At 65.6% G+C, this 13,945-nt stretch carries 9 protein-coding genes; 6 read left to right on the forward strand and 3 right to left on the reverse strand.

What is annotated here, in order from left to right; translation table 11 throughout:
* Nucleotides 1-47: 47 nt before the first annotated feature.
* From glgB to PST29_RS16195, 3 genes are all read right to left on the reverse strand, one after another.
* Nucleotides 48-2,291: a 1,4-alpha-glucan branching protein GlgB gene (gene glgB / locus PST29_RS16185; protein ID WP_060843685.1), complete on the reverse strand. Its 2,244-nt coding sequence runs from the start codon at nt 2,289-2,291 to the stop codon at nt 48-50.
* Complete coding sequence (treS, locus tag PST29_RS16190) at nt 2,288-5,638, reverse strand: maltose alpha-D-glucosyltransferase (protein WP_060843686.1); 3,351 nt, start codon at nt 5,636-5,638, stop codon at nt 2,288-2,290. The genes glgB and treS overlap by 4 nt, the downstream gene beginning before the upstream one ends.
* A 138-nt stretch (nt 5,639-5,776) precedes the next feature.
* Nucleotides 5,777-7,774, reverse strand: coding sequence for an alpha-1,4-glucan--maltose-1-phosphate maltosyltransferase (locus PST29_RS16195; protein ID WP_060843687.1), 1,998 nt, complete (start codon nt 7,772-7,774; stop codon nt 5,777-5,779).
* A gap of 204 nt (nt 7,775-7,978) precedes the next feature.
* Here PST29_RS16195 and PST29_RS32250 point away from each other — a divergent pair, with 204 nt between their 5' ends.
* The 6 genes from PST29_RS32250 (at nt 7,979) to PST29_RS16220 (ending at nt 13,945) form a co-directional block, all read left to right on the forward strand.
* On the forward strand, nt 7,979-8,143 hold the full coding sequence (locus tag PST29_RS32250) for a hypothetical protein (protein ID WP_164990736.1): 165 nt from the start codon (nt 7,979-7,981) through the stop codon (nt 8,141-8,143).
* Between the two features lie 119 nt (nt 8,144-8,262).
* The gene (locus tag PST29_RS16200) at nt 8,263-8,496 is read left to right on the forward strand and encodes a DUF3203 family protein (protein WP_060843688.1); all 234 of its coding nucleotides are present in this window, start codon (nt 8,263-8,265) and stop codon (nt 8,494-8,496) included.
* Nucleotides 8,497-8,703: 207 nt separating this feature from the next.
* Nucleotides 8,704-10,119 carry a cytochrome c oxidase accessory protein CcoG gene (ccoG, locus tag PST29_RS16205; protein ID WP_060843689.1) on the forward strand — a complete coding sequence of 472 codons (1,416 nt, stop codon included), beginning with the start codon at nt 8,704-8,706 and terminating at the stop codon, nt 10,117-10,119.
* Between the two features lie 158 nt (nt 10,120-10,277).
* Nucleotides 10,278-11,687 carry a GntR family transcriptional regulator MpaR gene (gene mapR / locus PST29_RS16210; protein WP_047304573.1) on the forward strand — a complete coding sequence of 470 codons (1,410 nt, stop codon included), beginning with the start codon at nt 10,278-10,280 and terminating at the stop codon, nt 11,685-11,687.
* Between the two features lie 393 nt (nt 11,688-12,080).
* Nucleotides 12,081-13,136, forward strand: a complete 1,056-nt coding sequence (locus PST29_RS16215; RefSeq protein ID WP_060843690.1) for a hypothetical protein — start codon at nt 12,081-12,083, stop codon at nt 13,134-13,136.
* A 14-nt stretch (nt 13,137-13,150) separates the two neighbouring features.
* Nucleotides 13,151-13,945 (forward strand): PoNe immunity protein domain-containing protein, encoded by a 795-nt coding sequence (locus PST29_RS16220; protein WP_060839451.1) that lies wholly within the window; start codon nt 13,151-13,153, stop codon nt 13,943-13,945.

Raw genomic sequence — 13,945 nt, forward strand, 5'->3', positions numbered from 1 at the left:
CCGTGGCCGCACCGGGCGCCGCGCACGGTTCGCCGGCAAGCCGGCTTCTACGGGGCATCGCCACGGTCAGGGCGCAGCACCAGGACCGCCAGGGGCGGCAGGTTGAGCACCAGGGACAGGGCCTGGCCATGGCTGCCCTGCTCTTGGCTGAACGCCTCGCCGCCGTTGCCGTAGTTGGAGCCGGCATACAGCTGCGAATCGCTGTTGAGCAGTTCGCTCCAGCGCCCGGCCAGGGGCACGCCGACCCGGTAGGCCTGGCGCGGCACCGGGGTGAAGTTGGCCACCACCAGCAACGGCTCGCCGCTGCGGCTCCAGCGCAACCAGGCGTACACGCTGTTGATCGCGTCATCGCCGATCAGCCATTGGAAGCCCTGGGGCACGTCGTCCTGGTCATGCAGTGCCGGGTACTGGCGATACAGCTGGTTGAGGTCCGTCACCAGCTTTTGCACCCCGCGGTGCTCGGGGTATTGCAGCAGGTACCAGTCCAGTTGCTGATCGTGGTTCCACTCGCGCCACTGGCCGAACTCGCAGCCCATGAACAGCAGCTTCTTGCCCGGATGGGTCCACATGAAGCTCAGGTAGGCCCGCAGGTTGGCGAACTTCTGCCAGCGGTCGCCGGGCATCTTGTCGATCAGCGAATGCTTGCCGTGCACCACCTCGTCGTGGGAGATCGGCAGGATGAAGCGTTCGGACCAGGCATACACCAGGCCGAAACTCAGCTCGTTGTGGTGATGGGCGCGGTACACCGGGTCCTGCTGGATGTAATGCAGCGAGTCGTGCATCCAGCCCATGTTCCATTTGTAGGCAAAGCCCAGGCCGCCCTGGTCCGTGGGCCGGCTGACCCCGGGCCAGGCCGTGGACTCTTCGGCGATCACCAGGGCCCCTGGCGCTTCCAGGGCCACCACGTCGTTGAGGTGGCGCAGAAAATCGATGGCTTCCAGGTTCTCGCGACCGCCATGGCGGTTGGGCACCCACTCCCCGGCCTTGCGCGAATAGTCGCGGTAGAGCATCGAGGCCACGGCGTCCACCCGCAGGCCGTCGACGTGGAAATGCTTGAGCCAGTGCAGCGCCGAAGCCAGCATGAAACCGTGCACTTCGGTGCGCCCGAGGTTGTAGATCAGGGTGTCCCAGTCCTGATGGAAGCCTTCCAGGGGATTGCCGTATTCATACAGCGCAGTGCCGTCGAATTGCGCCAGGCCGTGGGCATCGGTGGGAAAATGCGCCGGCACCCAATCGAGGATCACCCCGAGCTGCGCCCGGTGGCAGGCGTCGACAAAGGCGGCGAAATCCCGCGGGCTGCCATAGCGGGCGCTGGGGGCGAACTGCGACAACGGCTGGTAGCCCCAGGAGCCGCCAAAGGGATGCTCCATGATCGGCATCAGTTCGATATGGGTGAACCCCAGGTCCTTGACGTAGGGAATCAGGCGCTCGGCCAGCTCGGCCCAGCTGTACTGGCGGGCCACCTCCCCCAGGTCGTCCACCTCGCACTGCCAGGAGCCGGCGTGCAGCTCGTAGATCGACAGTGCCGCGTCGGGCCGCTGCAGCTGGCTGCGTTGCGCCATCCACGACTGGTCCTGCCAGTCGAAATCCAGCGGTTCGGCGACCCGCGAGGCGGTCTCCGGCGGCAGTTGCGTGGCCAGGGCCATGGGATCGGCCTTGAGCGGCAGGATGCCCTGGGCCCCGAGAATCTCGTACTTGTAGGCCTCGCCGGCCTGCAGCCGCGGGATGAACAGCTCCCAGACCCCGGAAGGATGGCGCAGGCGCATCGGATGGCGGCGCCCGTCCCAGATATTGAAGTCCCCCACCACCGAGACGCGCCGGGCATTGGGCGCCCAGACCGCGAAGCGCACCCCGGCGACGCCGTCCACGCACATCACCTGGGCGCCCAGGCATGCACTCAGATCGCGGTGATTGCCTTCGGCGAACAGGTACAGGTCCATCTCCCCCAGCAACGGGCCGAAGCTGTAGGGGTCTTCGCTGACCTGCTCGCCTCCGGCCCACTGCACCCGTAGCAGATAGGCCCGGCACTCGTCGAAATGCCCGACAAACAGCCCCGGCGCCTCGGCGGCCTGCAGGCTGCCCAGGACCTGCTGCTGGTCCCGGTCCAGCACTTGCACGCTCAGTGCCCCGGGCACAAAGGCGCGAATGAACTGACCGCCCGCGCCGTCGCCGTGGGGGCCGAGAATGGCGAACGGGTCCTGATGTTCTGCCCGTACCAGGGCTTCGATGGCCTTGGCCGAGGGCAGCAATGCCGCTGTGGGCTTTCCCTGTTCCTTGTTCGAGACACTCATGACTGCTCTCCACCACGCTCAAGTTCGGAAAAAGCTTGCAGCTCACTCAACAGCCCGACCAGGCCGTGCAGGGGCACGTGGAGCCAGGTGGGCCGGTTTTGCGCTTCATAGGCCAACTCATAGGCGGCCTTCTCCAGGCTGAACAGGGCCAGGGCGGCATCCGCGGCGCCGGGCTCCTGCCAGCCATGGGCAAGCGTAGCCGTCGCCAGCCGATACGCCTGGACAAAGGCCTGCCGCGCCTGGTCGAGGTAACGCCGCAGCACCCGCTCCCGCGCCGCCGCGGCCGCCGGCGAGCCATCGACCACCGGCGCCTCGCGGGCCATGGCTGCGGCATAGTCGAAGGAGCGCAACACCCCGCTGACGTCCTTGTACGGGCTGTGCTTGCCCCGGCGCTCGGCCAGGGACCGCGCCGGCTCGCCCTCGAAGTCGATCAGGTAGGCGTCACCCTTGACCACCAGCACCTGGCCCAGGTGCAGATCGCCGTGGACCCGGATGCGCAGGCCGCCCACCAGCTGTTTGGCCAGCTGCTGGATATGACCGAGGATCTGCGCCTTGTGCTGCAACAATCGACTCACCCACTGCCGGTCCCGGGTGCTCAGTGCACCTTGATGCTGCTTGAGCACCTGCAACCCTCGTTCCACTTGCCCGGCCACCTGCCGATTCCAGGCCTGGGTGTCCTTGAGCGTGCTCACTTGTGGTGCAAAGTCCGGGCCGCTGCCCGGGGCCGCCAGCAACAGGTGCATTTCCCCCAGGCGCCGGCCCAGCAGCCCGGCAAACTCCCGCAGTTCGCCAAGGGCGTTGTAATGCTGCTCCTGCTCGGACATGGCATCCGCCAGCTCATCGTGGATGGCCCGCTGCAGGGTGTTCTGCGTCCACTCCCAGGCGTCGCCCTGATTGCTCAGGTAGCCCTGGGCGATCATCAGCAGGTGGTCCTCGCCCTGGGCATCGCAACGCAGCACCGCACCCAGCAGGGGCGAGATATGGGCAAAGCCCGCGGACGTGAGGAAGGCGCCCATTTCCAGCTCCGGATGCACGCCGGCGGACACCCGGCGCAGCAGCTTGAGCACCAGGCTGCCGCCCACCACCACCGAACTGTTGGACTGCTCCGCCGACAGGTAGCGCACCTCGGACTCGGCCCCCAGGCCCAGCCCATCCAGGGCCGGGCTGCCCTCGAAACGGATCGACCCGGCTTCGCTCTGCAGCCGGGTGCGGGCCTGCAGGGCCTGGAGCACGTCGCGCACGAAACTGTCGAGGGCGAAGGCATCGGTGATCAGGCCCACCTGGCGCCCACGGCGCACCCGGGCCATGGCCAGTTGCTGGGGCAAGGCACTGCCGAACTGCTCTTCACCGAGCAGGCCGAAGGGCAACTGATAGCGCTCGGACTGGCCGTCGCCGCTGACCTCGATCTCGCTGAGCAGCACCGGATGCCGAGGGTCGCCAAAGCGCACGGCGTAGGCGATGCGCAGTGCTTGCGGGGCGCTGTCCTTGCCGGCGAACCAGCGGCGCTTGGGCAGCCAGAGGGGCAGCACTTCGTGCTCCAGGGTGGTGCGCGCCGGGGCTTCGAGCAATTCTTCCAGGCGCTTTTTCAGGACCAGGGTGCAGAAGTCCGGCAGGCTCTGGGCCGGTTCCACGTGCCAGCTGGGCATCTGCTGCTCGGCGGCCAGGACGAACCAGTAAAAGCCGTAGGGCGCCAGGGTCAGCAGAAAGTGCAATTGGCCGATGGGCGGAAAGGCATTGCCGCCGAGCATTTCCACCGGGACCCTGCCGGCGAACGCCGACAGGTCCAGCTCCGCGGCCTGGGCACTGCGCGAGACGTTGGCCACGCACAGGATGATTTCCTGATGGCCGTCGGCGTCGGTGTATTCCCGGGTGTAGGCCAGGATCCGCCGGTTGCTCGGCGACAGCATCTTCAGGCTGCCACGGCCAAAGGCCTTGGACTGCTTGCGCACCGCCAGCATGCGCCGGGTCCAGTTGAGCAGGGAGTGAGGATCGCCGGACTGAGTCTCGACATTGACCGACTGATAGCCATACAGCGGGTCCATGATCGGCGGCAGCACCAGGCTGGCCGGGTCGGCCCGGGAGAAGCCGCCATTGCGGTCGATGGACCACTGCATCGGCGTGCGAACGCCGTCGCGGTCCCCCAGGTAGATGTTGTCGCCCATGCCGATCTCGTCGCCGTAATACAGGGTCGGGGTGCCGGGCATCGACAGCAGCAGGCTGTTGAGCAGCTCGATGCGCCGCCGGTCGCGCTCCATCAGCGGCGCCAGGCGCCGGCGGATGCCCAGGTTGATCCGCGCCCGGCGGTCGGCGGCGTAGTAGTTCCACAGGTAGTCGCGCTCCTTGTCGGTGACCATCTCCAGGGTCAGCTCATCGTGGTTGCGCAGGAAGATCGCCCATTGGCAGTGGGCCGGGATCTCCGGGGTCTGGCGCAGGATATCGGTGATCGGGAAGCGGTCTTCCTGGGCCAGGGCCATGTACATGCGTGGCATCAGCGGGAAGTGAAAGGCCATGTGACACTCGTCGCCGTCGGCGCCGTTGACGGCCTGCCCGAAGTACAGCTGGGTGTCTTCCGGCCATTGGTTGGCCTCGGCCAGGAGCATGCGGTCCGGGTAGTGGGCATCGATCTCGGCGCGAATGCGCTTGAGCACGTCGTGGGTTTCGGGAAGGTTTTCGTTGTGAGTGCCATCGCGCTCGATCAGGTAGGGAATGGCGTCCAGGCGCAGGCCGTCGATGCCCATGTCCAGCCAGTAGCGCATGACCGAGAGCACCGCCTTCATCACCTGGGGGTTGTCGAAGTTGAGGTCCGGCTGGTGGGAATAGAAGCGGTGCCAGAAGTACTGGCCGGCCACCGGGTCCCAGGTCCAGTTGGACTTCTCGGTGTCGAGAAAGATGATCCGGGTGCCGGCGTACTTCTGGTCGTCGTCGGACCACACGTAGAAATTGCGCGCCGCCGAACCGGGCCTGGCCTTGCGCGCCCGCTGGAACCAGGGGTGCTGGTCCGAGGTGTGGTTGATCACCAGTTCGGTGATCACCCGCAGCTCGCGCTTGTGGGCCTCGGCGATAAAGCGCCGCACGTCGGCCAGGGTGCCGTAGTCGGGGCTGACCCCGCGGTATTCGGCGATGTCGTAGCCGTCGTCGCGCCGTGGCGAGGGGTAGAACGGCAACAGCCAGAGGGTGTTGACCCCCAGGTCCTTGATGTAGTCGAGCTTGGCGATCAGCCCGGGAAAGTCGCCGATTCCATCGTTGTTGGAATCGAAAAAGGACTTCACATGCACCTGGTAGATCACCGCGTCCTTGTACCAGAGCGGGTCCTTGATAAAGGTCGCGGTGCGGGGTTTCTTGGCCATGTCGGACTCCTTGAAAAAATGAATGAGCGCCGACGCACCTGCCGATGCGCCACGACAGCGGTAGGAGCTGGCTTGCCAGCGCAGGCGTTGGCCAGGCCGGCGCAAGGCTCATGGGGCTCTTCGCCGGCAAGCCGGCTCCTACAGGGGACTGATGCGCCAGATGCCGAAGGGCTGCGCCGGTTCCAGGCGCATGAATTGGGTCTTGCCGTACCAGGTCCAGCGGTGGCCGTTCATCAGGTCTTCGCCCTGGGTCGAGGCATCGTCAGGCAGCCCCATTTCCCACAGCGGCAGCTCGAAATGGGCCTCCTGCGGGTTGAACGGATCGAGGCTGACCGCCACCAGCACGAAGTTGTCGCCCTCGGCGCTGCGCTTGCCGAAATACAGGATCTGGTCGTTCCAGGCGTTGTACAGCTTGAGCCCCAGGTGGCTGTGCAGCGCCGGGTTCTGCCGGCGGATGCGGTTGAGCTGGGCGATCTCGGCAATGATGTTGCCGGCGGCGTTGAAATCCCGGGGGCGGATCTCGTACTTCTCCGAATCCAGGTATTCCTCCTTGCCCGGCAGCGCCGCCGACTCGCAGAGTTCGAACCCGGAGTACATGCCCCACAGCCCCGAGCCCATGCTGGCCAGCACCGCGCGGATCAGAAACCCCGGGCGCCCCGACTCATGCAGAAACGCCGGATTGATGTCCGGGGTGTTGACGAAGAAGTTCGGTCGGAAGCACTCGCGCCATGGCGACTGGTTGAGTTCGCTGAAGTAGCTGGCCAGTTCGCTCTTGGTGTTGCGCCAGGTGAAGTAGGTGTAGCTCTGGGAGTAACCGATCTTGCCCAGGCGCGCCATCATCGCCGGGGTGGTGAAGGCTTCGGCCAGGAAGATCACCTCCGGGTGCCGGCCGCGCACGTCGGCGATCAGCCACTGCCAGAACGGCAGCGGCTTGGTGTGGGGGTTGTCCACGCGAAACAGCTTGACCCCCTCCTCGACCCAGCCGAGGACGATGTCCCGCAGTTCCAGCCACAGACCGGGGATGGCCTCGGCGGCATAGAAGTCGACATTGACGATGTCCTGGTACTTCTTCGGCGGGTTCTCGGCGTATTTGATGGTGCCGTCCGGTCGCCAGTTGAACCAGCCCGGATGCTGCTTGAGCCAGGGGTGGTCCTGGGAGCACTGGATGGCGAAGTCCAGGGCGATTTCCAGGCCGTGGTCGGCGGCGGCGGCCACCAGTCGGCGAAAGTCCTCCCGGCTGCCCAGTTGCGGATGGATGGCCTCATGGCCGCCCTCCTCGCTGCCAATCGCGTAAGGGCTGCCGGGGTCGTCCGGCGCGGCGCTGAGGGCATTGTTGCGGCCCTTGCGATGGCGGCGGCCAATGGGATGGATCGGCGGGAAGTACAGCACGTCGAAGCCCATGTCATGGATCATCGACAGCCGCCCATGGACATCGTCGAAGGTGCCGTGGCGCCGGGGATCATCGGTGATCGAACGGGGAAACAGCTCGTACCAGCTGGCGAACTGCGCGCGCTTGCGCTCCACATCCACCGGGTACTCGGGGCTCAGGCTCAGGTAGGGACGGTGATCGGCCTCGGCCATCAGCCGGGCGCTGCGCTCCGCGAGAAACAACGCCACCTGCTCGGTCTCCAGCAATCCGGCCAGTTGCTCGCGCAACGCAAGCAATTGCTCGCGCAACGGCCCCTCGCTGCGTTCGGCGGCCTGCTGCACCTGATTGCGCCCCTCCTGCAGCTCCAGGCTCACCGGCACCCCGGCCTGGTGCTTTTTCTCCAGCTCGTGGCAGAAGCTGGCGAACTGGTCGATCCAGGCTTGGATGCAGAAGCGGTAGCGACCCACCACCGGCACCGGGAAGCGCCCCAGCCAACCATCGTTGCCCTGATCCTCCAGAGCCTGGCTGTACCAGCTGTCCTGGCCCTCGTTGCGCCAGCGCACGCGCACCGCCAGCCGGTCGTGACCGTCGGCGAACACCTTGCACGTCACCTCGACCTCCTGGCCCTCCACCGCCTTGACCGCAAACTGCCCGCCATCGAGCACCGGACGGGTGTTCTCGATGGCGATGCGCGGCAGCAGCAAGGCCTGGGACAAGGGCAGCTGCGACAGGTGGTCGTGCTGTTGTGTCGGTTTCTCTGCAGTCATCGAGCATCACCCCTCTAACACGTCCAAGACGCTCTGGTTGTGGAGCCGGCGGCACCCCGGTGAATCCATGCACCTAGTGTCCGAGCCACAGGCCGCGGCGAAAGTTCAGCGCAATTGCTCGGCCAGGCGACGGGAATCAAATCCGCGTACGCAGGGTCCACCGCAAGAGCCTGTGCATCGACAAGCACAAAGGAGGCCATAGCGATGAATATCCCGATCCCGGCAGAAACCCCCGACCCGAACCTCGACCAGCCGCCCTTGCCCCCCAGCGAACCGCCACCGGTGCCCGAGCAGGATCCGCCCGGCACCACCGCACCGCCCAAGGGCGATCCGCCCACTACCCAGCCACCGGTGGAGCTCCAAGCATAGCCAGCGGTCCCGGCAGGTCGGCGGCGGCAACCGCCGCCAGGCACCGTTGATCGCCGCCGTCGAACCCGGGCTCCACCCCGGCCCCTAACCTGTATGCCCACCGCCAAGAGGAACGCACCATGAGCCTGCGCATAGAAAACCAGACCTGCTATTTCGACACCGACACCATTCACCTGCGCCTGCCCGCCAGCGCCGTGACCGTCATCACCGACAGCGCCAAATCCATGTCGGCGGTGGATCTGACAGGCGAACGGGTCTACATCACCGAGGCCCAAGCCGACGCCTTGACCGTGGCGGGCGCTACCGACGGCCGGCGCCATCTGAAGGCCACCGAGGGTGATTCGGTGATTTGACTGACCTGGATCAGGGCTGTCCGCACAGGCCTGTGCCAGAGGCCCATGCGGCCATCCCTGGGGGTGCTGGAGGGGGTGCAGCAAGTTGTCGCAGGGCCCCGGAAAAGCTCATCTGATACGGTTTTTTATCAAATACCTGAGTCTGTTATGCAAACAGATCCGTGGTCATAGTTGCGCGGCCTGATGGAGGCTGATGAGCGAACGACCATGAGCGAAAGAATCCCCGTCCGATTAGTAGAGACCTTCGAACCTTCACAACCCAAACAGATGAAGTCGAAGACCACCGACAAACACGTTTACACCCGCAGCTTCACCGGTTTGTTCCGTACCCTGCGCATGACCGGCGCGGGTTTTCTGTTCCTGCTGTTCTTCGGCACGGTCTGGTTGAACTGGGGCGGCCGCCAGGCGGTGCTCTGGGACCTGGCCGAAAGCAAGTTCCACATCTTCGGCGCGACCTTCTGGCCCCAGGACTTCATTCTCCTCTCGGCGCTGCTGATCATCTGCGCCTTCGGCCTGTTCGCCATCACGGTGTTCGCCGGCCGGGTCTGGTGCGGCTACACCTGCCCGCAAAGCTCGTGGACCTGGCTGTTCATGTGGTGCGAAAAGGTCACCGAAGGCGAGCGTAACCAGCGCATCAAGCTGCAAGCCGCGCCCTGGGGCCTGAACAAGCTGGCCCGCCGCGCCATGAAGCACACCCTGTGGCTGGGCATCAGCCTGCTCACCGGGCTGACCTTCGTCGGCTACTTCACCCCGATCCGCCCCCTGGCCCACGAGCTGCTGACCCTGCAGATCGGTGGCCTGAGCCTGTTCTGGGTGCTGTTTTTCGCCGCGGCCACCTACATCAACGCCGGCTGGCTGCGCGAAGCGGTGTGCATGCACATGTGCCCCTATGCCCGCTTCCAGAGCGTGATGTTCGACAAGGACACCCTGACCATCTCCTACAACCCGGTGCGCGGTGAAAGCCGTGGCCCGCGCAAGCGCGATGTGAAGCCTGCCGACGTCGGACTGGGGGATTGCATCGACTGCCAGCTGTGCGTGCAGGTCTGCCCCACCGGCATCGACATCCGCGACGGCCTGCAGATGGAGTGCATCGGCTGCGCCGCCTGTATCGACGCCTGCGACTCGATCATGGACAAGATGGGCTATGCCCGGGGCCTGATCGCCTACACCTCCGAACACGAGCTGCAAGGGGGCAAGACCCACCTGCTGCGGCCGCGCCTGGTGGGCTACAGCGCGGTGCTGCTGGTGATGATCGGCGCCCTGGTCCTGGCCCTGGTGCAACGGCCGATGGTGTCCCTGGACGTGAGCAAGGACCGCGGCCTGTTCCGCGAGAACGCCATGGGGCAGATCGAGAACATCTACAGCCTGAAGATCATCAACAAGACCCAGGAACGCCAGAACTACCGCCTGGCCCTGGTGGACGGCGATGGCTTCGAACTGCAAGGCAAGACCGAGCTGAGCCTGGCCCCGGGGGAAATCACCGACCTGCCGGTGTCGGTGGCAATGACCCAGGACCGTGCGCAAAGCAGTTCCCAGGCCATCAGCTTCAAGGTCGCCGACAGCGATGACCCTGGCGTCTACGCCGTGGCCAAGAGCCGTTTTGTCGCGCCGATGAACCGCTAAGCCTCTAGAATGCCGTGGCCGGGGAACCTGCTGACTCCCCCGGGCCACGGGAACGCTGTACTCGACGCCGCCATGGGCCCGCCCTGGCCGTCGAGTCCCCCGACTCCCTCGCCACCGAACACCTTGACCCGATGACCAGACTGGATCTTGCCCCGCAGATGAAACGCTACGAAAAATTCGCCGACGACATCGCCGAACTGATCCGTTCCGGGGTCCTGGGTCCGGGCCAGCGCGTGCCTTCGGTGCGCTACGCCAGCCAGACCTACGGGGTCAGCCCGTCGACGGTGTTCCAGGCCTACTACCTGCTGGAGCGCCGCGGCCTGATCCGCGCCCGCCCGCGCTCCGGCTACTTCGTCAACGCCCACGCGCCGAGCCCGTTCTCCGAGCCGGTGATCAGCAGCGAAGTCAACGAATCCACCGAAGTCGATGTCAGCGAACTGGTGTTCTCGGTGCTCGACTCGATCAAGGACCCGAGCACCGTGCCCTTCGGCTCGGCGTTCCCCAGCCCGACCCTGTTCCCCTTGCAACGCCTGTCCCGGTCCCTGGCCAGCGCCAGCCGCGAGATGGACCCGCGGGTGGTGGTCACCGACATGTCCCCGGGCAACCCGCAACTGCGCCGGCAGATCGCCCTGCGCTACATGGTGGCCGGGCTGATGCTGCCCATGGAGGAGCTGCTGATCACCAACGGCGCCCTGGAGGCCCTGAACCTGTGCCTGCAGGCCGTAACCGAGCCCGGCGACCTGGTGGCCATCGAGGCCCCGGCCTTCTACGCCAGCCTGCAAGTGCTGGAACGGCTCAAGCTCAAGGCGGTGGAGATTCCCGTGCACCCGCGGGACGGCATCGACCTTGGAGTCCTGGCCCAGACCCTGGAGCGGCACCCGATCAAGGCCTGCTGGTGCATGACCAGCTTCCAGAACCCCATGGGCGCGAGCATGCCCGAGGCCAAGAAGCAGGAACTGGTGGAGCTGCTGCGCCAGCACCAGGTGCCGCTGATCGAAGACGACGTCTATGCCGAGCTGTACTACGGCCAGCAGGCGCCGAAACCGGCCAAGGCCTTCGACACCGAGGGCCTGGTGATGCACTGCGGCTCCTTCGCCAAGAGCCTGGCCCCGGGCTACCGCATCGGCTGGGTGGCCGCCGGGCGTTACGCACAGAAAATCGAACGGCTGAAACTCATGACCTCGCTGTGTGCCTCGATGCCGGCCCAGGCGGCGATTGCCGACTACCTGCAGCACGGCGGCTACGACCGCCACCTGCGCAAACTGCGCTACGCCCTGGAAGAACAGCAGAGCGCCATGCTGGCGGCGATTGCCCGCTACTTCCCGGCGCAGACCCGGGTCAGCCAGCCGGCGGGCGGTTACTTCCTGTGGCTGGAACTGCCACCGCAGATGGACTCGCTGAAACTGTTCCAGATGGCCCTGGCCCAAGGCATCAGCATCGCCCCCGGACCGATCTTTTCCCCGACCCAGCGCTTTCGCAACTGCATCCGCCTGAACTACGGCAGCCCCTGGAACGACGCCGCGGAACAGGCCATGGAAACCCTGGGGCGGATCATCCGCTCCTTTTGAGTGCTGCAGGCGCAGGGGGAGTCGGGCGATGGGGTGTATCAGGTGCATCGAGGTGGCAGGTTTAGCGCCTGCTGCGTCGGCCGTTCGCAGCCTGCGGCAGCGGCTACAGAGCCCTATATTGTTCTGTAGCCGCTGCTGAGCCACGGCGAAGCTGCGAAAAGGTCCGCAGGACCTTCGGCCCTGCCAAGAGCAACGTCGCCCTGTAAAGGTCAAATGAAACCAGGCCGGTAGGCCGCCGTCTTGCTTTGGCTTTTGACCTTCCTGCCCCTTTAGACACGATGGTCGTTTGTCTGGGTCGGCATTCCAGCCCCTGAAAGAACCCAAACTCCCTTGCCCCACCCCCTCGTTTCCTTCAGCATCCGCACTCCAATTTTCCAGGGAAAGGAACACGTCATGGTCGAAGACCTGTATTACGACGACTACCCAGAGGCCAAGGCCGAACTGCTCAAGGCCATCGAACGCGGCCGCCTGCCCCTGCTGACCCAGGAACTCAACGCCTACGACTGCATCCAGGCGATCTTCGAACTGGACGCCATCAACAACCCCAAGGACGAGGAAGACGCCTTCTTCGACCTGGCCCTGGCCCTGATCGGCTGGATCCCCGGCCCGGGACAAGGCCTGAAGATCCTCCTGCGCCTGATCAACCGCGCGCCCCAGCGCCACGCCGAAAAGCTCTTCGACATGATCCGCTACGCCCTGATGGCCTGCCGCCTGAAAACCAGCCCCGAACAGCTGCTGGAAAAGTGCCTGGACCCAATGCGCCTGGCCGAAGAACTGCCCGAGATCATCCGCGGCGTGAGCGCCTCCGGCACCTTCAACGGCCTGACGCCCCAGCAGCAGCGCCTGGTGCTGCACAACCTCAACGAAGCCTGCGAACACACCGAATTCCTCATGACCTCGGTGCAAGAGCGCATCGCCCCGTGGATCGCCGAGCAGCGCAACAACTCGGCCGCCGCCCACAGCCGCGGCCCGGCCCTGGTGCCCAAGCCGCAGTCTTCCCTGGAGCCGCGCGCAACCACCCTCACCCCCGCGCCGCAGCCGGCAAGCCAGGACGCCGCGAGCCTTGCCCAGGACATCAACCAGGGCCTGGAACACCTCACCGGCGAAGGTCACTGGCTGGAGCTGAACCTGCACTACCCCAACCTGGAACCGGTGTCCGGCGCCGCCTACCGAGCGGTGTTCAGTGACGGCTCGCAAGCCGAGGGCAGCCTCGATGAAGAGGGTTTTGCCCGCCTGGAAGGCATCCCTGAGGGCCCGGTGAAGATCTACTACGGCGAAGACCCGCGTCCCTACCTGCGCCAGCCGATCAAGGCCCTGGCGGCCGATGCGCAGCAACTGGAAGAAGAGCTGGAAGCGCTCGACCTGGAGCCCGCCGAAGTCGACCTGGCGACCCTGCTGCTGGAAACCTCGCAGCGCAAGGCGCCCTTCACCCTGATTCCCGTCTACTGAAGCCAGGCACCGACATGAACCGCAGACAAGTGTTTCTCAGCCACAAGCAGTACCACGACTTCCTCGAAAGCCTGGCCGGCGAAGAAGCCCATTGGCAGACCCATTCGATGATGGCCGACAGCCCCGAGCAGGAAGCCTCCCTCAAGGCCTCCACGGTGCGAAGCGCGCGCCTGCACCATTTGATCCTGGGCTACACCGGCGGTGCCCCCATGGAGCAACTGGCCCGGGAGCTGGACGGGGTGATCGAAGGCTACGAGGACTACCAGCGCAAGCTGGAGGTTTATGAAGAACGGCCGGATATCGCGCCACTGAACATCGAAGACTACCCCGACGAGTACGAGGAATATGTCCAGGTGATCAGCCTGTGCATCCTCCTGCAACGCAGCGACCTGCTACCGCGTCTGGTGCTGCTGCAGGACCGCGCCGGCTTTGGCGGCCAGGACACCCTGATCGAGGACCTGCTCAAGCCCTACCTGCCGGATCGCGCCGAGCTCGATGAGTGGTACCACAGCCTCTACTCGCCCCTGATCTGGGCGATCTACAGCGAAGACCCGGACGAGCCTCGGGAACTGCTGGTGGAGTACTGCAACCAGTGGTACGAGGCGTTCGAACAGGCTCCCTGGCACGACTCCCACCTGCAAGGCGACGAGGGTTCCTACTTCGGCTACTGGGCCTTTGAAGCCGCTGCCGTGGCCTACCTGTTCGGCCTGGACGACAGCGCGGTCAAGCACATGATCTTCCCCCGGGAGATGCTCGAATACGCCCGACGCTTTACCCCGCCAATTTCCCAAGGGGCGATACCGGACTGA

It is taken from the genome of Pseudomonas sp. St29 (genome assembly GCF_001547915.1).
Taxonomy (GTDB): Bacteria; Pseudomonadota; Gammaproteobacteria; order Pseudomonadales; family Pseudomonadaceae; genus Aquipseudomonas.

What these genes read in the sequence shown, in the direction of transcription:
- glgB (WP_060843685.1), bottom strand. Translation starts at nt 2,291, where the DNA reads ATGAGTGTCTCGAACAAGGAACAGGGAAAGCCCACAGCGGCATTGCTG.
- treS (WP_060843686.1), bottom strand. Translation starts at nt 5,638, where the DNA reads ATGGCCAAGAAACCCCGCACCGCGACCTTTATCAAGGACCCGCTCTGG.
- PST29_RS16195 (WP_060843687.1), bottom strand. Translation starts at nt 7,774, where the DNA reads ATGACTGCAGAGAAACCGACACAACAGCACGACCACCTGTCGCAGCTG.
- PST29_RS32250 (WP_164990736.1), top strand. Translation starts at nt 7,979, where the DNA reads ATGAATATCCCGATCCCGGCAGAAACCCCCGACCCGAACCTCGACCAG.
- PST29_RS16200 (WP_060843688.1), top strand. Translation starts at nt 8,263, where the DNA reads ATGAGCCTGCGCATAGAAAACCAGACCTGCTATTTCGACACCGACACC.
- ccoG (WP_060843689.1), top strand. Translation starts at nt 8,704, where the DNA reads ATGAGCGAAAGAATCCCCGTCCGATTAGTAGAGACCTTCGAACCTTCA.
- mapR (WP_047304573.1), top strand. Translation starts at nt 10,278, where the DNA reads ATGAAACGCTACGAAAAATTCGCCGACGACATCGCCGAACTGATCCGT.
- PST29_RS16215 (WP_060843690.1), top strand. Translation starts at nt 12,081, where the DNA reads ATGGTCGAAGACCTGTATTACGACGACTACCCAGAGGCCAAGGCCGAA.
- PST29_RS16220 (WP_060839451.1), top strand. Translation starts at nt 13,151, where the DNA reads ATGAACCGCAGACAAGTGTTTCTCAGCCACAAGCAGTACCACGACTTC.